Source organism: Dankookia rubra, assembly GCF_004355005.1.
In the GTDB taxonomy this organism is placed as follows: domain Bacteria; phylum Pseudomonadota; class Alphaproteobacteria; order Acetobacterales; family Acetobacteraceae; genus Paracraurococcus; species Paracraurococcus ruber_A.
The window spans coordinates 1-19,772 of the sequence record NZ_SMSJ01000092.1; the positions used below are offsets into that span (position 1 = coordinate 1).

General features: G+C 73.5%; 18 protein-coding genes. 10 read left to right on the forward strand and 8 right to left on the reverse strand.

Translation table 11 applies throughout. The annotated features are described in order from the left end of the window. The coding region (locus E2C06_RS30260; protein WP_133292305.1) for a hypothetical protein at window positions 1-700 on the reverse strand (700 nt) is incomplete at its 3' end. A gap of 239 nt (window positions 701-939) precedes the next feature. Between E2C06_RS30260 and E2C06_RS30265 the strand changes: the two genes are divergently transcribed. After that, on the forward strand, window positions 940-1,866 hold the full coding sequence (locus tag E2C06_RS30265) for an FG-GAP repeat domain-containing protein (protein ID WP_133292306.1): 927 nt from the start codon (window positions 940-942) through the stop codon (window positions 1,864-1,866). 32 nt (window positions 1,867-1,898) lie between these two features. On the opposite strand, the gene E2C06_RS30270 is transcribed toward E2C06_RS30265, so the two are convergent. Beyond that, entirely contained in the window at window positions 1,899-2,726 is an 828-nt protein-coding gene (locus tag E2C06_RS30270) for an EamA family transporter (protein WP_206664757.1), read from the reverse strand. Between the two features lie 222 nt (window positions 2,727-2,948). Between E2C06_RS30270 and E2C06_RS30275 the strand changes: the two genes are divergently transcribed. Together E2C06_RS30275 and E2C06_RS30280 are read left to right on the forward strand one after the other, a co-directional pair. Continuing rightward, window positions 2,949-3,845 carry a LysR substrate-binding domain-containing protein gene (locus E2C06_RS30275; RefSeq protein WP_133292307.1) on the forward strand — a complete coding sequence of 299 codons (897 nt, stop codon included), beginning with the start codon at window positions 2,949-2,951 and terminating at the stop codon, window positions 3,843-3,845. 91 nt (window positions 3,846-3,936) lie between these two features. Further along, window positions 3,937-5,295, forward strand: coding sequence for a hypothetical protein (locus tag E2C06_RS30280; protein WP_133292308.1), 1,359 nt, complete (start codon window positions 3,937-3,939; stop codon window positions 5,293-5,295). A gap of 214 nt (window positions 5,296-5,509) precedes the next feature. Here the strand turns inward: E2C06_RS30280 and E2C06_RS30285 are convergent, their stop codons facing one another. The 3 genes from E2C06_RS30285 to E2C06_RS30295 form a co-directional block, all read right to left on the reverse strand. After that, window positions 5,510-6,349, reverse strand: a complete 840-nt coding sequence (locus tag E2C06_RS30285) for a hypothetical protein (protein ID WP_133292309.1) — start codon at window positions 6,347-6,349, stop codon at window positions 5,510-5,512. Between the two features lie 139 nt (window positions 6,350-6,488). After that, complete coding sequence (locus tag E2C06_RS30290; protein ID WP_133292310.1) at window positions 6,489-6,977, reverse strand: hypothetical protein; 489 nt, start codon at window positions 6,975-6,977, stop codon at window positions 6,489-6,491. An 11-nt stretch (window positions 6,978-6,988) separates the two neighbouring features. Continuing rightward, a complete protein-coding gene (locus E2C06_RS30295) occupies window positions 6,989-8,590 on the reverse strand; it encodes a GMC family oxidoreductase (protein WP_133292311.1) in 1,602 nt (533 codons plus the stop codon). Between the two features lie 143 nt (window positions 8,591-8,733). On the opposite strand from E2C06_RS30295, the gene E2C06_RS30300 reads away from it, so the two are divergent. The 3 genes from E2C06_RS30300 (at window position 8,734) to E2C06_RS30310 (ending at window position 13,304) form a co-directional block, all read left to right on the forward strand. Next, window positions 8,734-9,462, forward strand: coding sequence for a maleate cis-trans isomerase family protein (locus E2C06_RS30300; RefSeq protein WP_133292312.1), 729 nt, complete (start codon window positions 8,734-8,736; stop codon window positions 9,460-9,462). A 53-nt stretch (window positions 9,463-9,515) separates the two neighbouring features. Further along, entirely contained in the window at window positions 9,516-11,618 is a 2,103-nt protein-coding gene (locus tag E2C06_RS30305; RefSeq protein WP_133292313.1) for a TonB-dependent receptor, read from the forward strand. A gap of 144 nt (window positions 11,619-11,762) precedes the next feature. Next, complete coding sequence (locus E2C06_RS30310; protein WP_133292314.1) at window positions 11,763-13,304, forward strand: FG-GAP repeat domain-containing protein; 1,542 nt, start codon at window positions 11,763-11,765, stop codon at window positions 13,302-13,304. Window positions 13,305-13,378: 74 nt separating this feature from the next. Here the strand turns inward: E2C06_RS30310 and pncA are convergent, their stop codons facing one another. Beyond that, window positions 13,379-14,032 carry a bifunctional nicotinamidase/pyrazinamidase gene (pncA, locus tag E2C06_RS30315; RefSeq protein WP_133292315.1) on the reverse strand — a complete coding sequence of 218 codons (654 nt, stop codon included), beginning with the start codon at window positions 14,030-14,032 and terminating at the stop codon, window positions 13,379-13,381. A gap of 103 nt (window positions 14,033-14,135) precedes the next feature. Here pncA and ggt point away from each other — a divergent pair, with 103 nt between their 5' ends. Together ggt and E2C06_RS30325 are read left to right on the forward strand one after the other, a co-directional pair. Beyond that, the gene (gene ggt / locus E2C06_RS30320; RefSeq protein ID WP_133292316.1) at window positions 14,136-15,848 is read left to right on the forward strand and encodes a gamma-glutamyltransferase; all 1,713 of its coding nucleotides are present in this window, start codon (window positions 14,136-14,138) and stop codon (window positions 15,846-15,848) included. Window positions 15,849-15,960: 112 nt separating this feature from the next. Then, window positions 15,961-17,277: an NtaA/DmoA family FMN-dependent monooxygenase gene (locus tag E2C06_RS30325; RefSeq protein ID WP_133292317.1), complete on the forward strand. Its 1,317-nt coding sequence runs from the start codon at window positions 15,961-15,963 to the stop codon at window positions 17,275-17,277. 48 nt (window positions 17,278-17,325) lie between these two features. On the opposite strand, the gene E2C06_RS30330 is transcribed toward E2C06_RS30325, so the two are convergent. Together E2C06_RS30330 and E2C06_RS30335 are read right to left on the reverse strand one after the other, a co-directional pair. Continuing rightward, window positions 17,326-17,559 (reverse strand): sensor histidine kinase, encoded by a 234-nt coding sequence (locus E2C06_RS30330; RefSeq protein WP_133292318.1) that lies wholly within the window; start codon window positions 17,557-17,559, stop codon window positions 17,326-17,328. Beyond that, entirely contained in the window at window positions 17,556-18,116 is a 561-nt protein-coding gene (locus E2C06_RS30335; protein WP_133292319.1) for an HWE histidine kinase domain-containing protein, read from the reverse strand. Before E2C06_RS30335 ends, E2C06_RS30330 begins: the two co-directional genes overlap by 4 nt. Window positions 18,117-18,501: 385 nt before the next feature. Here E2C06_RS30335 and E2C06_RS30340 point away from each other — a divergent pair, with 385 nt between their 5' ends. Next, entirely contained in the window at window positions 18,502-18,756 is a 255-nt protein-coding gene (locus tag E2C06_RS30340) for a hypothetical protein (RefSeq protein ID WP_133292320.1), read from the forward strand. A gap of 127 nt (window positions 18,757-18,883) precedes the next feature. After that, window positions 18,884-19,702: a Crp/Fnr family transcriptional regulator gene (locus E2C06_RS30345; protein WP_165982766.1), complete on the forward strand. Its 819-nt coding sequence runs from the start codon at window positions 18,884-18,886 to the stop codon at window positions 19,700-19,702. Window positions 19,703-19,772: the final 70 nt, after the last annotated feature.

The window sequence follows — 19,772 nt, forward strand, 5'->3', positions numbered from 1 at the left end:
AGGCGGCCGCCTCGGCGCCGCGCGCGGTGCGCAGCGCGCCGCCGCGGCCGAGCGCCAGCCCGTCGGCCTCGCCGAGGATGGCGCGGGCCGCGGCATTGGCGTGCAGCACGCGGCCCGCCTTGTCCGCCAGCACGATCCCCGGCGCGAGCACGTCGAGCGCCGCCAGCCCTGCCTCCAGCCGGTCCCGCAGCGCGCCGAGCCGCGTCGCCACCTGCAGCGCCCGCTGGAGATGCGGCGCGATGGCGCGCAGCAGCGCGGTCTCGCCCTCCTCGAAGGCGCGGGCCCGGTAAAGGCCGACCACCGCATAGCCGCCGGGATCCTTGACCAGCGGCGTGACCAGCCCGTCCCAGAGCTGCTGCGGCCGGAGGAACTTGCGGTAGATCGGGTCCGAGGCCCAGGCCCGGTCCTGCACCACCGCGCGGCGCCAGAGCACCTCGCCGGAGCGCATGGCATTGAGCCGGCGGATGTAGCCGTTCTCCTCGGCCGAGCCGTGCTCGGCCGCGAACCGCGCGAAGAGTTCGGGGTCGCAGCGCGCGGCCTCGAGCAGGAAGGGGCCGATATCGTGGCGGTTGGCGGCGAGCAGGGCGCTGGCGCCGCCGAAGGCATCGCCGAGCCGCGCGAGCGCCCGGGGCCAGAGACCGGGCTCGAGCGCGGCTTCGTGGAAAGGGTCGGTCAGGGACAGAACCCGGTCGGTATCCATCTGGGATGGCGCTCTCGGTCCGGTCGTTTTCCGGGAAAAATTGCATTCTTGGGAATGCAAGCCACAAGCCCCGCCGCCCCGCGATGACATGAGTGTGACCCGTCGCGGCGCGCCGGCGGCCCCGCCCGTCCCCCGTCCGGGTGACACGCCCCGCCCGGCGCGCCGACGAGCATGCCGCCGCGGCCACGGCCGAGGGTGGCCGCACATTTGAGCGCGACATACCAGAGAGGATCAAAGCCATGCTGCTGAACGGGTTCACCGACGTGACAGGCGACGGCCGCGCCGATGCCGTCGTGGTCAACGCGGACACGGTCACCGTCCGCGTCTCGTCCGGAGGCCCGGGGTCCGGCTTCCTTCCCAATGCCGACTGGACCCATGGGCCGTATTACGGCGGCGTCGACAGCGGCGTGCATTTCGCCGACGTCAACGGCGACCACAGGGCGGACGCCATCGTGGTGAACGCCGACACGGTGACGGTGCGGCCCTCGGACGGCGTCCAGTTCCTGGGCAACCAGGACTGGACGCACGGGGCCTATTACGGGACCCGCGGCACCTTCTTCGCCGACGTGAACGGCGACGGACGGGCCGACGCCATCGTGGTGAACGCCGACACGGTGACGGTGCGCCCCTCCGACGGCACCCAGTTCCTGGGCAACCAGGACTGGACGCACGGGGCCTATTACGGGAGCCAGGAAACGGTCTTCGCCGACGTCACCGGCGACGGGCGGGCCGACGCCATCGTGGTGAACGACAACACGGTGACGGTGCGCCCCTCGGACGGCACCCAGTTCACCGCCAACCAGGACTGGACCCACGGCGCCTTCTTCGGGACCCGGGGGACCTACTTCGCCGACGTCACCGGCGACGGACGGGCCGACGCCATCGTGGTGAACGACAACACGGTGACGGTGCGCCCCTCGGACGGCACCCAGTTCACCGCCAACCAGGACTGGACCCACGGCGCCTTCTACGGCGCGATCGGCACCTATTTCGAGGACGTCAACGGCGACGGTCGGGCCGACGCCATCGCGGTCAATGCCGATGCGGTGACGGTCCGCCCGTCCAACGGCGGCCAGTTCCTCGGCAACGAGGACTGGATCCCGCGGGACTACTGGGGCTCGCTGAACGCCTTCGTCGGCGGCGAGCGCTGGGACCCGTATTCCTGAACTGAGCGCGGCCGCCGGTACGGCGCGGCCGCTCAGACGGCCAGGCAGGCCGCGCCCGCGGCGATGGCGGCGCAGGAGGCGATCCGGCGCGCCGTGAGCGTCTCGCCGAGGAAGACCCGCCCGATGACCGCGGCATGGACCACGCTGGTCTCGCGCAGGGCGGACACCACGCCCATGGCGTCGTACTGCATGGCCCAGATGACGATCCCGTAGGCGAGGATGGAGACGATGCCGCCGGCCAGCGCCGTCGCCGTCTGGCGCGGGGTATAGGCCGGCGGCCGGCGCCGCATGACGAGGAAGAGGACCGGCGTCGTCAGGCCCCAGAGCAGGAACATGCTGTTCGCATAGGCCAGGCTGTTCCCGGCGAGCCGGACGCCGATCCCGTCGACGACGGTATAGGCGCCGATCAGGACACCGGTGGTGAGGGCGGCCGGCAGCACGCCGGCCCTGACGCGGCGGCCCCGGAGGGCGAGCGAGAGGATGCCGCCCGAGACCAGCGCGATGCCGGTGGCGGCGAGGATCCCGATGCCCTCCCCGGCGAAGGCGGCGGCGCCGAGGGCGACGAGCACGGGCGAGGAGCCGCGCGAGATGGGATAGGTTTCCCCGAGCTCGCCCGCGGCATAGGTCCGCACCAGGGACAGGTTGTAGCCGGTGTGGATGACGGCCGATGCCACGACATAGGGCCAGCTCGCCGGGTCCGGCCAGGGCAGGAAGGGCGCCGCGGCCGCCGAGGCCGCGACCACCGCCAGCATCATCAGCGTCATCGACCAGAGCCGGTCGCTGCCGCCGCGCAGCACCGCGTTCCAGCCGGCGTGCAGCACCGCGGCGCAGCCCACCCAGGCGAGGACGAAGGGACTCACGCGGCGGCCTGGCGCGGCGCGGTCCTGCGTCCGGCAGGGCGGGCCGGGGCGGCCGGCCGGGCCCGGGGTCCGGCAGGGCGCTCCGGGCTGCGGCGGGCAGGCGGACGGGCGGGGTTCGGCAAGCGGCGGCGCTCCGTGATGGTGCACGCGGCAGCCTGCCTATTGCGGCTGCGGGCCGCAAACCCGTTATCCTGCGGGAACCCGACAGGAAATCTAACGCGAATGCGGCGATCCCTGCCCTCCCTGAACGCGCTCCGCGCCTTCGAGGCCGCCGCGCGGCTCGGCAGCCTGAAGGCGGCCGCGGCCGAGCTGGGCGTGACCCACGGCGCGGTCAGCCAGCAGGTGCGGCTGCTGGAAGACTGGCTGCGCGCGCCGCTCTTCGAGCGGCACAACCGGCGCATCCTCCTCACCCCCGCGGCGCGCGCCTACCTCGCCGAGGTCGGCCCCGCCTTCGACCGTCTCGCCGCCGCCACCGCGCGCTACGGCCGCGACAACGGCGCGGTGCTGCGGGTCAACGCGCCGGCGACCTTCGCCCTGCGCTGGCTGGTGCCGCGGCTGGCGCGCTTCCGGGCGCGGCATCCCGGCATCCAGGTCCGGCTGGAGACCTCCAGCCAGGGGCTGGAAGCCCTGCCGGAGCCGCAGGACATCGTCATCCGCGGCGGCCCGGACGCCTTTCCCGGCCATGCCGCGCGCCCCTTCCTGTCCGAGCACCGGCTGCCCGTCTGCAGCCCGGGCCTGCTGGCGCGGCAGCCGCTCCGCGCCCCGGACGACCTGCGGCGCCACACCCTGCTGCACACGCTGAGCCTGCCCCGGCTCTGGGACGACTGGCTGGCCGAGGCGGGCGTCGCCGGACTCGAGGCAGAGGCGGGGCTCACCCTCGACCATTTCTACCTCACGCTGCAGGCGGCGCTGGACGGGCTCGGCATCGCCATGGGCCCGACCGCCCTGATGGCGGACGACCTGGCGCGCGGCGCCCTGGTCGCGCCCTTCGCGGGCCCCGCCCTGCCGGCCCGCAGCTACTGCACCTATGTGCGGCAGGGCCGGGCGCCGGGCGAGGCGGCGGCGCTGTTCCTGGGCTGGCTGGAGGCGGAGGGGAACATGCCCGGCCAGGGGCGGTGAGGCCGGGGACCGGCAGGCAGCGCTGCCGCCGCCCTTTCCCCCTGCCCCCCCGCGGCCCCATATGCAGGCGGTGACCCCAGGATATCCCCCCATGCCGCCCCAGTCCGCCGAAGACGCCGCCGCCCAGGCCGCGGCCCTGGCCGAGGATGTCGCGGCCGAGCTCGACGCCGTTCTCCTCACCCATTTCCCCGATGCCGACACGCTCGACCTGCTCCGCCCCGGCGGGCCGGACCTCGCCACCACCCGCGCGGTCAACCGCGCGGTGGCGCAGGCGCTCGCCGCCGAGGGGGTCGAGATCTTCGTCCAGACCGCCGATCGCGGCGCCTTCCGGCGCTGGCTGCAGGACCGCCCGGACAGCGCGGCGGCGCGCCGCGCCTGGGTCGACCGCGGCCGGGTGCTGCGCGGCGCCGCGGCGCACCGGCTGCTGGGCATCGCCCCGCCCGCGGCGCCGCCGCCGCCGGCGAAGTTCCCCCAGGCCCCCGGCCCGGTGGCGGACCGGCTGCTGGCGCTGCTCGATGCCGATGACGGCGGCGCGGTCGACGACCTCGTGCAGGCGCTGCTCGATGCCGGGCGGGGCGACATCCTCGACCTCGCCCTCCGCAAGATCGGCCAGCGCTACGGCGACGACGCGGCGGACGAGCTGGAGGGCAACCTGCAGGCCGCCGCCGAGGGCGCCCGGACCGGTCCCTCCGGCTGGGCCGAGCTGGTGACGCTGCCGGTGGCGCTGCCGCCGGAGGGCATGCCCGATGCCGCGGCGATGGGCGCCAGCCTGGTCGCCGCCGGCCTGCTGGCGGAAACGGTGGAGGTCCGCTTCCTGCCGGGCTGGCGCTCGCCCGACGCGGTGTCGGCGCTCTCGCCGATCGCGCTGCGCCGGGTGCTGCTCGACCTGCTGGCCGGGGAGGAGCCGCGCGACCTGCCGCCGGGCGACACCGACGACCTGTCGCGCCGCGGCTTCGGCCTGCTGCTCGGCCTGCAGCTCGACTGGGCGATCCCGAGCTGGGAGACCATCACCGCGGACGGCCCGCCCGACGCGCCGGAGGAGGACGAGGACGGCGCGACGCCCGAGCAGGCCCGCCGCGCCGCGCTGTTCGACGGCTGGCGCGGCGCGGTCTTCGAGGCGAGCGGCGGCGGCGTGCCGCTGGCCCTCGTGCCGCCGTCGGACGTTGCCGCCGAGATCGCCGAGTTCCTCGAGGAGGCCAGCGGCCATGTCGGCGGCCTCGGGGAGATCCGCGACTTCGTCGCCCGGGTGCGGGACGAGGCCGGCGGCGAGGACGTGGTCTGCCGGCCGGAGGTGATGGGCGAGACCCTGGAGCTGGCGCTCTACAGCGAGAGCGGCCGCTTCCTCGACAGCCTGACCCTGCCCGCGGCGCGGCTGCCGGCCCGGGCCGAGGAGATGCCGCGGCTGATCCAGGGCTTCGTGCGGGTCGTCAAGGACGCGCCGGGACGCTGATGCCGGGCGCGCGAAGGCCATGCCTTCGCGCCCCTCGGACGCCCGGCTCCCTGCCTCCGCACGGCCTGGCGTCGCCGCACCGGCGGCGGGCGCCGTCCTGCGCCTCGGCTCCGTGGGCCGCAGGTCGGAACGTCGTGCGTCAGGCACGGGGACGCGTGGACGCGCCGGGGTCGCCGAGGACGCGTGGACGCGCCGGGGCCGCCGACCCGGCCGATCAGCGCCCGACCGCGGCCAGCACGAAGCCCAGCACGCGGTCGGCGGCGATCACCGTCGTCATCAGGTCCGGCCGCGACCAGGCGCGGCGCGGGCTGCCGGCCGGGTCCGGCAGCCGGGTGACGCCGCCGGGCCGCACCATGTCGTAGGCGTCCCAGCCATAGCTGGCGCCGGCCAGCACGCGGTGATGCACCGCGGCCGCCGCGGGGAAGGCGGCGGCCAGGCGGTCGCACTCGCCGCGGTCGTTGGCGGCATCCTCGTCGCCGTGCAGCAGCAGCACCGGGCCGGCCCCCGCCCGGGCCGCCGGCATCCGGGCCGCGGCGGCGGCCAGGTCGGCGTCGCAGCCGGGATAGAGCAGCGCCAGCGGCACCCCCGCCGCACCCGCACCGGCCGCCTGGCCGAGCAGCGCGGCCCGCGCCCCCTCCCCCAGCCCCAGCACCACCAGGCGATGCGGGTCGAGCCGCGGGTCGGCGGCGATCGCCGCGATGGCCAGCGCCAGCCGGGTGGCGGCGGGCGGCAGCGGCGCGTCGTCGGCCATGCCGCCGGCGAAGTCGGGTTCCAGCAGGGCGATGCCGTTTTCCAGCAGGCGCTGGCCATAGACCGCGCTGCGCGGGCCCGGGCCGTCCGCATCCGGCAGCACCAAAACCACCGCCAGCGGCCGGCCGCGCCTGCCCGCCGGCAGGGTCAGGGTGCCGGAGACGCCAGGGGCCAGCCGGACCAGCTCGGTCCGGGTGTCGAGGCCCGGCATCCGTTCCTGCGCCCCGGCCGCCCAGGCGGACAGCAGCAGGGCCAGTAGGGCGACGGCGCGGCGCGCGCGGCGGCTGGCATTCGGTCGGTGCATCGGCCCGTCTCCGTAACGCATCATCCTGCCGTGCAGCGTGTGAGAAACGAACCGGTGACGACGATGCGCTGGCGCACATGATCGTTAGATATCTGTAGCGCGAGGGCGAGAGGCGCCAGCCATGGCAGCGCCGCCGGGTTCAGCCGCCGCCGGGCGCGTCGCGCCAGATCCGGCCGCGCGCCCGCACCGGGTCGAGCAGCGACCAGTCGCCCTGCGGCAGCGCGTGACCCTTCGGAAAGGGCGGCCGCGGCTCCATCCCGAGCGAGAGCATCACCCGGTCGTCGCGGTAGTAGCATTGCAGGACGATGCGGCCGAGGACGGTGAGGCCCGTGCCGCCTTCGGCCCGCAGCGTGGCGCAGGCGGCGTCCTGCCGCGCCGCCGCCAGTCCGGCGAAGCCGCCGCCGGCGATGCGCTCGAGCAGGGCGAGCGTGTCGTGCACCGCCTGCGCGTCGCGGCCGAGGCTGCGGGCGATGTCGGCCTGGATGAGCGGGTCGTCGGCGCCGGGCACGCCATGCGCCGCGCTGGCCGGGATCATGCGGGCGCAGAGTGCCGCAAGGCTGCGCGCCTCGGCCGCGCTCAGCCGGGGATCGCCCCAGGCGGGCGGCGGGGCGGTGGTGGTGTTCGACATCCGCGGCGTCCTCAATCGAACAGGGTGGCCAGGCGCTGCTTCATCTGGTCGGCGACGTAGAGCGCCAGCGCCTGGATCGTGGAGGTCGGGTTGACCCCGCCCGAGGTGACGAAGATCGAGCCGTCGACGATGAAGAGGTTCCGCACGTCGTGGCTGCGGCCCCATTCGTTGACCACCGATCGCTCCGGGTCGGTGCCCATGCGCGCGGTGCCGAGCAGGTGCCAGCCCGAATTCGGCGTCGGCGTCAGCGTGCCGATGTCGGTGGCGCCGGCCTCCCGCAGGATCTCCGCGGCGCGGGCGACGCCGTGCTCCATCATCCGGATGCTGTTCCCGGACAGGGCATAGTCGATCCGCGGCGCCGGGATACCGTGCGCGTCCTTCAGCACCGGGTCGAGCGTGACCCGGTTGTGCTCCTCCGGCAGGTCCTCGCAGACCGCGGCGATGCGGAGGCGCCGGTTGAACAGGCGCTCGCGGAAGATGCGGTGGTGGTCCTCGCCCCAGGGCAGCCGGCCTTCCTCCGTGGACGCCACGGCTTCCGAGACGACGCCGCTGCCGCGGAGGAACTGCAGCGTGTAGCCGCGCAGGAAGCCGCGCGCCGGGTCGGTCTCGTAGAACTCCTTGCTCCAGAGCGAGAGCGGCGAGCCGCGATAGCCGTCGAGTTCCTCCGCGGCGAAGCCATAGGCCTGGGCGAAGGGGTGGAACATCAGGTTCCGCCCGACGAGGCCGGAGGAATTGGCCAGGCCGTCCGGGAAGCGGCCGGAGGCGGAGTTGAGCAGGATGCGCGGCGTGCCGACGCCGTTGCAGGCGAGGACGACGATATGCGCGGGCTGGAAGCATTCCGTGCCCTCGGCGTCGTAGTAGACGGCGCCGGTCGCCATGCCCGCGGCATCGGTGGCGATCTCGCGCACCCGGCAGTTCGGCCGCAGCTCGACGCCGGCGCGGAGGGCGGCGGGCCAGTAGGTGATGTCGGCCGAGGCCTTGGCGCCCTGGGCGCAGCCATGCGTGCAGTGGCCGAGGTTGATGCAGGGCGCGCGTCCCTCATAGTCCGTCGTGGCGAGCGCGGTGTCGGACGGCCACCAGTGCCAGCCCAGCCGGTTCATCGCCCCGGCGAAGGCGGTGCCGGACCGGCCGAGCGGCAATGGCGGCATCTGCGGATGCCGCGGCGGGAAACCCGGGTCGCCGGTCAGGCCGGAGACGCCGACCATGCGGTCGTTCCCGGCGAAGTATGGCTCGAGCGTGGCGTAGTCGATGGGCCAGTCGTCGGCCACGCCGTCCAGCGTGCGGACCTTGAAGTCCGAGGGATGCAGGCGCGGGAAATGCCCGGTGTAGAGGATGGTGCTGCCGCCGACCGCGTTGAAGTTCAGCACCTTGATCGGCGAGTTCGCGTCGTTGACGGGGTAGTCGGCGGGCCGGGCGCGGCGGTTGGGCGAGGTGGCGAAGTCGCCGAACTGCCGGGCCTCCCAGTCGCGGCCGTTGCTGGGATAGTCGGTGGGCCTGATCCAGTCGCCCTGTTCCAGGCAGAGGATGCGCATGCGCGTGTCGGCCAGGCTCCAGGCGACCGCGGCCCCCGAGGCGCCGGCACCGATGATCAGGACGTCGACGGGATCGGTCATGCGGCGGGACCCTATCTGCGCGGGGTGGAGCCAGCGGTCGCGGGGCAGCCCCGCCATTGCGCTCCCGCCGGGTCGCGGCTGTCAAATCATGCGTGCCGCCCGGGGTGGTTGACGGCCGGCGGCGCGGCGCGGAACAAGGCCGCATGACCAGCCCCCTCCGCCTCGGCATGCTCACCCCCTCCTCCAACACGGTGCTGGAGCCGCTGACGGCCGCGATGCTGGCCGCGCTCCCCGGCGCCTCGGCGCATTTCGCCCGTTTCCGGGTGGTGGCGATCGACCTCGGCGAGGGCTCGCGCGCGCAGTTCGACCTCTCCCCGGTGGTGGCGGCGGCCGAGCTGCTGGCGGATGCAAAGGTGCATGCCATCTGCTGGAACGGCACCAGCGGATCCTGGCTCGGGCTCGCGCAGGACCGCGCGCTCTGCGCCGAGATCACCGCCCGCACCGGCATCCCGGCGACCACCGCGACGCTCGCCCTGATGCGCGCCTTCGCCGCACTCGGGGCGAGGCGGATCGGGCTGGTCACGCCTTATCTCGCCGAGGTGCAGCAGGCGATCGCCGCGCGCTGGGCCGAGGCCGGGCTCGACTGCGTCGCCGAGCGGCACCTGGAGGATCCCGGCAATTACAGCTTCGCCGACCACCCGGAAGCGACGGTGGCGCGGCTGGTGCGCGAGGTCGCGGCCGCGCGGCCGGAAGCGATCGCCATCCACTGCACCAATTTCCGCGGCGGCGGGATCGCCGCGGCGCTCGAGGCCGAACTCGGCATCCCCGTGCTCGACAGCGTCGCCGTCTCGCTCTGGGGCGCGATCGGCGCGGCGGGCGCGGACGCATCGCCGCTGGCGGCGCAGGGCAGGGTCTTCGCCCTGCCCTGGTAGCCGCCTCCGGCAACGGGTTGTCATCGCCGGATGTTATATCATAACATCACGCCATGCCGCGCCGCCTCCTCCCCCTCCTGCTGCTCTCCCCGCTCGCCCTGCCCGCCGCCGCCCAGGTCGCCGGCGCGCCCGACGCGCCCGAAGCCACCCTGCCCGACCTCGTCGTGGAGGCGCAGCGCGCCGCCGCGGCGCGGCAGGGCATCCTCGCCCGCTTCGGCAGCCGCGAAACCGTGGTGGACCGCGAGACGATCGAGGCGCTGCCCGGCGGCGGCGCCCAGCCGCTGAACCAGATCCTGCTGCAGACCCCGGGCGTGGTGCAGGACAGCTTCGGCGAGATCCATGTCCGCGGCGAGCACCGCAACCTGCAATACCGCCTCAACGGCGTCGCCCTGCCCGAGAGCCTGTCCGGCTTCGGCCAGGTCTTCGACGCCCGCGCGTTGCGCAGCGTCTCGGTGCTGACCGGCGCGCTGCCGGCGCAATTCGGCTTTCGCACCAATGCGGTGATCGACCTCGAGACGCGCAGCGGCGCGCTCGACCCGGGCGGCAGCATCGGCGTGCAGGGCGGCTCGCGCGGCACCTTCCAGCCCCATGCGAATTGGGCCGGCTTCCTCGGGGGGTGGGACGTCTTCGCCACCGGCACCTTCCTGCGCAGCGACCAGGGGATCGAGAACCCGACCAGCAGCTTCACCGCGATCAACGGCCAGACGCAGCAGACCCGCGGCCTGGCCTATGCGGCGCGGCAACTCGACGACACGACGCGGCTCTCGCTGATCGCCGGCACCTCGCTCAACCGCTTCCGCATCCCGGTGACGCGCGGCGTGGAACCCGAATTCACCGCCTTCGGCCTCTCGGACTACGACAGTGCCGCGCTGCGCGCCCGGCAATGGGAGCGGAGCTGGTACGGCACCGCGGCGCTGCAGAAATCCTGGGGCGACGTGGATCTGCAGGTGGCGCCTTTCATCCGGTCGTCCTCAATCCACTACGTGCCCAGCGTGGTGGGGGAGACGGTGATCAACGGCGTGGCGTCGGACGTCTATCGCGGCAGCCTGGCGATGGGGGTGCAGTCCGACGCCGCCTGGCGCGTCGCCGCCGACCACACGCTGCGCGCGGGGTTCCAGTTCACCGGGGAGCGCGCCCGCTTCCGCAGCGCGACGACGGTGCTGCCGCTGGACGGCGCGGGCAATCCCATCGACGACCCGCTGACGCTCACCGACCGCTTCGGCCGCACCGGCTGGCTCTATGGCGGCTATGTGCAGGACGAGTGGCGGCTGACCGAGGCGGTGACGCTCAACCTCGGCCTGCGCTGGGACCAGATGGCGGAATACGTCACCGCCGGGCAGGTTTCGCCGCGCGCCAACCTGGTCTGGCGGCCGACGGAGACGACGACGCTGCACGCCGGCTACGCCCGCACCTTCACCCCGCCGCAATTCGAGCTGGTGCAGGGCTCGACCATCACCCAGTTCCAGGACACCACCGGCGCGTCGCCCGGCACGCGGAACGACCCGGTGCGGCCGGAACGCGCGCATCGCTTCGATGCCGGCGTGTCGCAGAAACTCGGCGAGAACCTCACGCTCGGCGTCGACGCCTACTACAAGGACGTGCGCGACCTGCTCGACTTCGGCCAGTTCGGCAACGCGCTGATCTTCACCCCCTTCAACTACCAGCGCGGCAAGATCTACGGCGTCGAGTTCAGCGGCAACTGGCGCAGCGAGCGCTGGCTGGTCTACGGCAACCTCGCGGTCAGCCGTTCCGCCGCGCGCGACATCCGCTCCGCCCAGTTCACCTTCGACCAGGAGGAGCTGGCCTATATCGCCGGCAAGTATGTCCGCACCGACCACGACCAGCTGCTCACGGGCTCGGCCGGCGCGGTCTGGCGGGGCTGGGAGGACGGGCGGCTCTCGGCCTCCATGCTCTACGGCAACGGGCTGCGGAAAGGCTTCGCCAATTCCGAGAAACTGGCCCCCTACGCCACCTTCAACTTCGGCGTGGCGCAGGATTTCCGGGTGCAGGGCGGCGGCACCTGGACCGCGCGGCTCGACCTGATCAATGCCTTCGACACCACCTACCAACTGCGCGACGGCAGCGGGATCGGCGTCGGTGCGCCGCAATTCGGGCTGCGGCGAACGGTGCTGGCGGGATTGAGCCGGGCGTTCTGATCCCGACGCCGTCGACCTCCCGGCGGCGTGACGCGCCGCGCTCGCTTTCCCTGCGGCAGATCAAACCCCTGCCCAGCGACACGTGCTGCCTTGCCACCGGGCTTCGGCCCGGATTTCCGGACGGCGCATTGCAGGAGGCAAGGCATGACTGGCTCGCCGGAACGGCACAGGCACGCGCATGGGCATGATCACACGCACGGACACGGGCATGGCGAACCGGAGCAGCCCCGCGCCATCGCCCCGCTCGGCCTTGGCGAGATCCTGGCCGGCGGCGGAGGCTTCAGGATCACCGAGGAGATCCCTGGCGACCGCATCGGCTTCTCCCTTGCCACCAGCGCCGACCTGAACGGCGACGGCCGCCCCGAAATCCTGATCGGCGCCTTCAACGCCGCGGCCGGGCCGGGCGCGGCCGAGGGCGGAGCGGTATACGTGGTCTGGGGCCGGGACGGCACGGCGCCGCTTGGCCTGGGCGAGGTCGCCGCTGGCCGGGGCGGCTTCAAGATCCTCGGCGAGGCGGCCGGCGAGCAGGCCGGCCTGGGCCTGGCCGGCATCGGCGACCTGAACGGCGACGGGCGGCCGGAGATCCTGGTCGGCGCCGGCTCGAACGACCGGGGCGGCCCCGACGCCGGCGCAGTCTACGTGGCCTGGGGCAAGGCGGACGGTGCGACGCTGCGGCTGGCGGATGTTGCGCAGGGCACCGGCGGATACGGAATTCTCGGCGCGAACGCGCGTGGCCTGGCGGGCCAGGGGCTGGCCGCGATCGGCGACCTGAACGGCGACGGACTGCCGGAGGTCGTGGTTGGCGCCCCGGGCGAGAACGCCGTCTATGTCGTTTGGGGCAAGGCGGATGGCGCCACGGTGCATCTGCCCGATGTCGCGGCCGGCCATGGCGGCTTCCGGATTCTGCCGGAGGCACCGGGCGACGATCTCGGCCGCGCCATCGCTTCGATCGGCGACCTGAACGGCGACCGGCTGCCCGAACTCCTGGTCGGCGCCTCGCGCAACGACGGCGGCGGCAGCGATGCCGGCGCGGCCTATGTCGTCTGGGGCAAGGCGGATGGCGCGGCGGTGCGACTGGCGGATGTCGCGCAGGGCATCGGCGGCTTCAAGATCCAGGGCAGCGCGGCGACGGCGTTGGTCGGAGCCGATGTTGCCCCGCTCGGCGACCTGAACGGCGACGGGCTGCCCGAAGTGCTGGTCGGCGCGCCCGGCGATGCCCCGGAGGCGGCGGTCGTCGTCTGGGGCAAGGGCGACGGGGCGCTGGTGGATGTTTCGGCGATCCTCGCCGGCCATGGCGGCTATGCCATCCCGGAGGGGCCGAACGGCAGTCTTGCCGGGTTCAGCGTCGGGACCGCAGGCGACCTGAATGGCGATGGCCTGCCGGAGGTGCTGCTCTCGGCGCCCTACGACGCCGCGGCGAATGGCCCCACCTACCTGGTCTGGGGCCGCCCGGACGGCAGCCCGGCGGAGCTGGCGCGCATCGCGGCGGGAACGGGGGATGGCATCCAGTTCGTCGGCGAGCCCGGGCAGGCCTTCTCCGGCGGTGCGGCCATCGGGATCGGCGACCTCGATGGCGACGGCCGGGACGAGCTGCTGCTCGGCGAGCCGGCCGGCTCCACCGACGGCCCCGCCGTCAGCGCCGTCTATGTGCTGCACTCGCAGGCGGACTGGATCGGCGCGGCCTGACCAAGGCGCATCCCGCCCGCCGCGACGGCGAGGCGGCGGAGCGCGGTGCCGGGCGGCCCCGGCCGGCGGCGGACTCAGCCGAGCTCGCCACTCGCCACGAAGGTCACCCCCATCCCCTCCAGCCTGCGCCGGGCCGCATCCATCGTCGTCCCGCCCTCCGGCAGCGGCAGGCCGATCCCGCGGCAGGCATCCTCGACGACGAAGGTCTCGTAGCCCAGCCGCGCCGCGTCCTCGGCCGAGAAGGCGACGCAGTAGTCGGTGGCAAGACCGCAGAGGAACAACCGGCGGAAGCCGCGCTCCCGCAGCCAGCCGTGCAGCCCGGTCGGCGTGGCGCGGTCGTTCTCGAAAAAGGCGGAATAGCTGTCGATCTCCCGGTGGAAGCCCTTCCGCACCACGAGCTCGATCCGCGCCTGGTCGAGGCGCGGATGCAGCGCCGCCTCCGCGGTGCCCTGCACGCCGTGCTCGGGCCAGAGCACCTGCTCGCCGTAATGCAGCCCCACGGTCTCGTAGGCTTGCCGCCCATGCGTGACGGCGAAGGAGGCATGCCCGGGCGGGTGCCAGTCCTGCGTCGCGAAGGCATGCCGGAAGGGCCCGGCCAGCAGCCGGTTGATCACCGGCACCACCGCATCCCCCTCCGCCACCGCCAGCGCGCCGCCCGGCATGAAGGTCGGCTGCACGTCGATGACGCCGAGGATGTCGGTCGCGGGGTCGATCGGGCGGTCGGGCATGGGCGGGCTCCGGGACGGCGGCGCGAGGCTAGACCGGGGCGGCCCGTCTTGCATCCGCCGGCGCGCGGCGCGAGGCTCACGCCGCACCCCGAGGCCCTGCCGCATGACCACCCAGGATTGGCGCAGCCGCGCCGGCACCGTCTTTGCGCCCAGCAAGCGCCCCGCCATCGGCAGCCGCGGCATGGTCGTGACCAACCACCCGCTCGCCTCGGCCGCCGGGGCGGAGATGCTGGCCGAGGGCGGCAATGCCGTCGATGCGGGAATCGCCGCGCTCTTCGCCCTCAGCGTGGTGGAGCCGATGATGGTCGGGCTGCTCGGCGGCGGCATGGCGCATCTCAGGCTCGCCGACGGCCGGCATGAGGTGCTGGACGGGCTCTCGACCGTGCCGGCCGCCGGGCGGCCCGACATGTACACCCCGGTCAGCCAGGCCTGGCCGGCGGCGCTCGAGACGGTGGGCCGGGCGAATGCGGTCGGCGCCACCTCGGTTGCCACGCCGGGCAACCTGCTGGCCTGGTGCGCCGCGCTGGAACGGCACGGCTCCCTGCCGCTGGCCGACGTCATGGCCCCGGCGATCCGGCTCGCCGCGCGGGGCTTCGCGGTCACGCCCTACCTCGCCGAATGCGTGGCCGAGGCGGCGCCCGACCTGGCGCGTGATCCGGCCATCGCCGCGCTGCTGCTGCCGGGCGGCGCGCCGGTCCGCGCCGGCACGCGGCTGGCCAATGGCGCGCTGGCCGAGACGCTCTCGACCATCGCGCGGGAGGGCCCCGGCGCGCTGCATGGCGGCGCGCTCGGCGGCATCGTCGCCGCCGACATCGCCCGCCGCGGCGGCCACCTGGCCGCCGCCGACCTGCGCGACGCCCGGCTGGCGACGCGCGAGCCGGTGCGCGGCAGCTACCGCGGCATCGAGATCGTCGGGCCGCCGCCGCCCTCCTCGGGCGGGGTGCATGTCGTCCAGATGCTGAACATCCTGGAAGGCTACGACCTGCGGCAGCTCGGCTACGGCACCGCGGCCACCTGCCACCTGATCGCGGAAGCCCTGAAGATCGCCTTCGCCGACCGCGCCGCGGCGACCGCCGACCCGGATTTCGTCGCCGTCCCCGTCGCCCGGCTGCTGTCGAAATCCTACGCGGCGGAGCGCCGGGCGCGGATCAACCCCGGCCGCGCGCAGGGCTGGTCGGCCGGCGTGCCGGCAGCGGGCGAAAGCCCGAACACCACGCACCTGACCGTAGCCGATGCCGATGGCCGCATCCTTTGCGCCACCCACACCATCAACAGCCTGTTCGGGGCGCGCTTCCTGATCCCCGAGCTCGGGCTGATCCCGAACAACTACATGGCGCTCTTCGACCCGCGGCCGGGTCATGCGCTGTCGATCGCCCCGGGCAAGCGCATCACCACCAGCCAGGCGCCGCTGATCGCGCTGCGGGACGGCAACCCGATGGTGGCGCTCGGCCTGCCGGGCGGCCTGCGGATCTTCGGCAGCGCCATGCAGGCGCTGATCAACCTGATCGACCATGGCATGACGCTGCAGGAGGCGGTGGAGGCGCCGCGGATCTGGACCCAGGGCCCGGGCGCCGCGGGACCGGTCGAGGTCGAGAGCGGCCTCGGCGGCGCCACCCAGGCCGGGCTGCAGGCCATGGGCCATGCGGTCACGCCGCTGCCGCATGTCGCCGGCGGGATGTGCGGCATCCGCTTCCAGGAGGACGGGCTGCTGGAAGGCGCCGCCTGCTGGCGGGCCGACGGCACCGCGATCGGCCTCGGCGGCGGGCTGGCGCGGGCCGGGGTGCGGTTCTGGCCGGATGCCGCGCGGCGGGGGTGAGGCCGGCGCCACGCCGCCGCGCCGGCGCGGTGCCGCGAGGCCGCATCGGCCGGGCGGCTGGCACGCGGCGTGCTAAACTTTGTGGTCCCATCCCCGCACACGGAGCACCGCCATGCCCAGGCCCTTTCATCTCGGCTGGTTCCTGCAGGGGTCCTCGGTCCAGGCCTGGGGCGAGCCCTGGACCGGCGCCATCGGCCGCGACTGGATGCGGCCCGACCTGTTCTGCGACATGGCCCGCGCGCTGGAGGCCGCCCGCTTCGACTACATCCTGATCGAGGACAGCTCCTATGTGGGCGAAAGCTTCGGCGGCTCGCGCGAGATCTACCTGAAGCACGGCCTCGCGGTGCCGCGGCAGGACCCGGCGATCACCGCGACGCTGATGGCGGCGGCGACGCAGCGCATCGGCATCGTGCCGACCTTCGCCACCTTCACCCATCCGCCCTACCTGCTCGCGCGGATGGTCGCCTCGCTGGACCAGGTATCCGCCGGGCGGATCGGCTGGAACATGGTGACCGGCAGCTCGGACGTCGCGGCCCGCAACTACGGCCTGCCGGCGCTGCCCGAGCACGACCTGCGCTACGACATGGCCGACGAGTACATGAAGGTGGTCAACGGGCTCTGGGACAGCTGGGAGCCCGGCGCCATCCTCGCCGACCCGGTGAGCGGCACGCTGGTCGACCACACCAAGGTCCACGCGGTGGATTTCGAGGGCCGCTGGTACCGCACCCATGGGCCGCTGAACTCCGGCCCCTGCCCGCAGGGCCGGCCGGTGATCGCCCAGGCGGGGGGAAGCCCGCGCGGGCGGCAGTTTGCCTCCGCCCATGCCGATACCATCGTCGCCATGATCAAGGGCACGGCGGGGATGAAGGCCTATCGCAACGATGTCCGCGCCCGCGCCGCGGCGCAGGGCCGCGACCCGGACAAGGTGAAGGTGCTCTACCTCGTCAACCCGCTGCTGGCCGAGACCCAGCCCGAGGCGGAGGCGCGGCGCGACGCCAGGCGGGCGCGGGCCGAGGCCTCGGTGCCGCAGCTGCTCGCCTTCTTCGGCAAGATCACCAACATCGACTTCGGCAAGTACGACCTGGACGCGCCGGTCGACACGCTCGACCTGCGCACCAACGGCCACCAGCAGAGCCTGGAGGACTTCAAGCGCGTGGCCGGCAGCAGGTCGCTGCGCGACGCCATGCTGAGCTACCGCGGCACCTCGGGCTCGGTCGAGCTGGTCGGCACGCCGGATGCGGTCGCCGGGCAGATGGCGGAGGCGATGCAGGAGGTCGGCGGCGACGGGTTCCTGTTCAGCATGGGCGATGTCAGCCGCCGCACCGTGGCCGAGGTGGCGGACGGGCTGGTTCCCGCATTGCAAAGGCGCGGGCTGGTGCGGCGCGACTATGCGCATGCGCAGTTCCGCGACAACCTGCTGGAGTTCTGAGCGCGCCGCCCCGGCCGCGGCGCCCCGCCGGCCGCAGGGCCGCCCCGGTCACGGCTTGCCAGGGGCGGCGGGCAGCGGCAGCCAGAGGCGGCAATCGAAGCCCTGGGGCGCGAAGTCGAGCTGGGCGGTCCGGCCGGCCCTCGGGTCCAACCCACGCTCGAGAAGGCGCAGGCCGAAGCCGCGGCGCTCCGGCGCCTTGACCATGGGCCCGCCGCGCTCCCGCCAGGTGATGGCGACCGAGCGCCGCTCGTCCCGCGTCCCCGGCTCCATCTGCCAGGTCACTTCCACCCGTCCCTGCGGGACCGACAGCGCGCCGTGCTTCGTCGCGTTGGTGGCGAGCTCGTGGAAGGTGAGACCGAGGGTCGATGCGCGCGCGCCGGCAGATGCACCGCCGGCCCGGCCAGGATGGTCCGGCCGAGCGCATCGTCGTAGGGCCGCAGGCAATGTTCCACGATCTCCGCCAGGGACGCGCCATCGGGATACCGTGATCCCGCCATGTCGTGCGACCGGGCCAGCGCGGCCAGGCGCGGGCCGAAGGCGGCGCGGAAGGCCGCGCCCGTGTCGCCGTCGCGGGCGGACTGCCTGGCCAGGGCCTGTATGGTGGCGAAGACGTTCTTCAGGCGATGCTCCACCTCGGCCAGCTGGAACTGCGCCCGCTCGGCCGCGGCCTCCGCCTCGAGGCGCAAGGCGTGGTGGGTCGTCTCCAGCGCGGCGACGTATTCGCCCAGCTCCCGCCCGGATCGCGCGGACGCCTCCCCGGGACGCGGGGAGGCGACGAGGCGCCAGACCCCGTCATGGCAACACAGGACGCGCTTGCTGGGCGGGGGGGTGCCGATCATCCCGTTACTGTTGGGTCCGCCGCGGCGCCAGGTCCTTGATCCAGGTTAGTCCTGCGGCGATTTGCACCGATATTCCTTGAATAGGATCACGTATCGGTGTGGCCGAAGTCGCCACCCCAAAAGGAATTCCGGAGGAAAAACGCCGGAAGCCAATCCAGTTTAGTGAGTTGCCTCGAAATACGATCTAGAATCCATCCTACGGCAAGGGTATCTCCACCCCTCGTTGTATTGTTGTTTCCTCCCCAAGAACTGGCGGCACCTCGTGGGGTGTCGTCCTTTTTGCGTCCTGCGCCAGCCTGCTTTTCCGCCCCAGGCATCAAGGCCGGCCGGACATCACCCTGATCTAGGTATGCATCCACTGCGAGCGGCCATGCTAGTGTGCCTGATGACATTGCCCCCCGACCCGCATGGCCAAGCCGCCCTCATGTTGTGCGAGGGTCTTGCACTCCTGCTGATTGCGGAGGGCACCCTTCCCAAGAGCCAGGTGGTCGAGGCCATCGACGGCATCATCGAGGTCAAGCAGGAGGTCGCCGGCACGAGCGAGAGCGTGGTGGTCAGCGTCGCCTCGATCGCGCTGCTGCGGACCCTGGCGCGCAGCATCGAAGCGGCGTCCGGCCCGGGCCCGGCGGCAGTCGCCTGATCGCGCCGCCCGCCCATCGTGCCGCCCCGGGCCGCCCCGGGCCCGGCCCGCATTCCCGCGGGAAGCAGACATGCCACGACAATTCGGCCAAAGGTCGGCAGGACCGCAGCCGTTGCTGGAGACGCCCATGGCGCGCGTAGCTGACAACCGCGATCAGCGCTCCTCCCGCCCTCCGCCCAGCGACAACTCCCTGACCCGCAAGCTGTCGCACTTCGCGCCCCTGTCCGGATCCGACCATCAGGTCCTCGACCGCCTGGCCGCGCAGGAGGAGCGCTTCCCCGCGAACCTCGACATCTCCGTCGACGGCATGGTGCCGCGCTCGGTCTTCCTGCTGAAGGAGGGCATGGCCATGCGCTACCGCAACATGCCCGATGGCGGCCGGCAGATCATGACCTTCCTGATCCCGGGCGATCTCTGCGACATGCACGTCTTCCTGCTGAAGGAGATGGACCACTCGATCGGCACGATCACCCCGGTGCGCGTCGCGCCGATCTCGCGCGAGAACATCGTCGAGCTGTTCGGCCACCATCCCCGCATCTCCGCCGCCCTGTGGTGGAGCGCCCTGCAGGAGGAGGCGATCCTGCGCGAGCGCATCATCTCGCTCGGCCGGCGCGATGCCCGGGGGCGCCTCGCCTACCTGCTCTGCGAGCTGCTCTGGCGGCACGCGGCGGTGGGACTGACCGATGGCGAGGTGTTCCGCCTGCCGCTGACCCAGACGGAGCTGGGCGACACGCTCGGCCTGACCCCGGTGCACGTGAACCGCGTGCTGCGGGAATTCCGCGAACGCCGCCTGATCACGCTGGAGCAGCGGACGCTGAGCCTGCTGGATGTCGGGACGCTGCAGGCCATCGCGGGCTTGAACAAGGATTATCTCCATTTCGGCGGCGCGCCCGCCGACATCGCCCGCTACTTCGATCGGCTGGAGAAGGAGCGGGCGGCGCGCTAGCCGGCCCGGCCGGCAGGGCCGCCGGCCCCGCCCGCATCCGCCGGTCCGGCGCCCGCCGCGCCGTCCCGCA

Coding starts and splice junctions, on each gene's coding strand:
- E2C06_RS30295 (WP_133292311.1), bottom strand. CDS start 8,590: ATGACCGATCCCGTCGACGTCCTGATCATCGGTGCCGGCGCCTCGGGG.
- E2C06_RS30335 (WP_133292319.1), bottom strand. CDS start 18,116: ATGATCGGCACCCCCCCGCCCAGCAAGCGCGTCCTGTGTTGCCATGAC.
- E2C06_RS30290 (WP_133292310.1), bottom strand. CDS start 6,977: ATGTCGAACACCACCACCGCCCCGCCGCCCGCCTGGGGCGATCCCCGG.
- E2C06_RS30305 (WP_133292313.1), top strand. CDS start 9,516: ATGCCGCGCCGCCTCCTCCCCCTCCTGCTGCTCTCCCCGCTCGCCCTG.
- E2C06_RS30275 (WP_133292307.1), top strand. CDS start 2,949: ATGCGGCGATCCCTGCCCTCCCTGAACGCGCTCCGCGCCTTCGAGGCC.
- E2C06_RS30340 (WP_133292320.1), top strand. CDS start 18,502: ATGACATTGCCCCCCGACCCGCATGGCCAAGCCGCCCTCATGTTGTGC.
- pncA (WP_133292315.1), bottom strand. CDS start 14,032: ATGCCCGACCGCCCGATCGACCCCGCGACCGACATCCTCGGCGTCATC.
- E2C06_RS30310 (WP_133292314.1), top strand. CDS start 11,763: ATGACTGGCTCGCCGGAACGGCACAGGCACGCGCATGGGCATGATCAC.
- E2C06_RS30345 (WP_165982766.1), top strand. CDS start 18,884: ATGGCGCGCGTAGCTGACAACCGCGATCAGCGCTCCTCCCGCCCTCCG.
- E2C06_RS30300 (WP_133292312.1), top strand. CDS start 8,734: ATGACCAGCCCCCTCCGCCTCGGCATGCTCACCCCCTCCTCCAACACG.
- E2C06_RS30265 (WP_133292306.1), top strand. CDS start 940: ATGCTGCTGAACGGGTTCACCGACGTGACAGGCGACGGCCGCGCCGAT.
- E2C06_RS30325 (WP_133292317.1), top strand. CDS start 15,961: ATGCCCAGGCCCTTTCATCTCGGCTGGTTCCTGCAGGGGTCCTCGGTC.
- E2C06_RS30280 (WP_133292308.1), top strand. CDS start 3,937: ATGCCGCCCCAGTCCGCCGAAGACGCCGCCGCCCAGGCCGCGGCCCTG.
- ggt (WP_133292316.1), top strand. CDS start 14,136: ATGACCACCCAGGATTGGCGCAGCCGCGCCGGCACCGTCTTTGCGCCC.
- E2C06_RS30285 (WP_133292309.1), bottom strand. CDS start 6,349: ATGCACCGACCGAATGCCAGCCGCCGCGCGCGCCGCGCCGTCGCCCTA.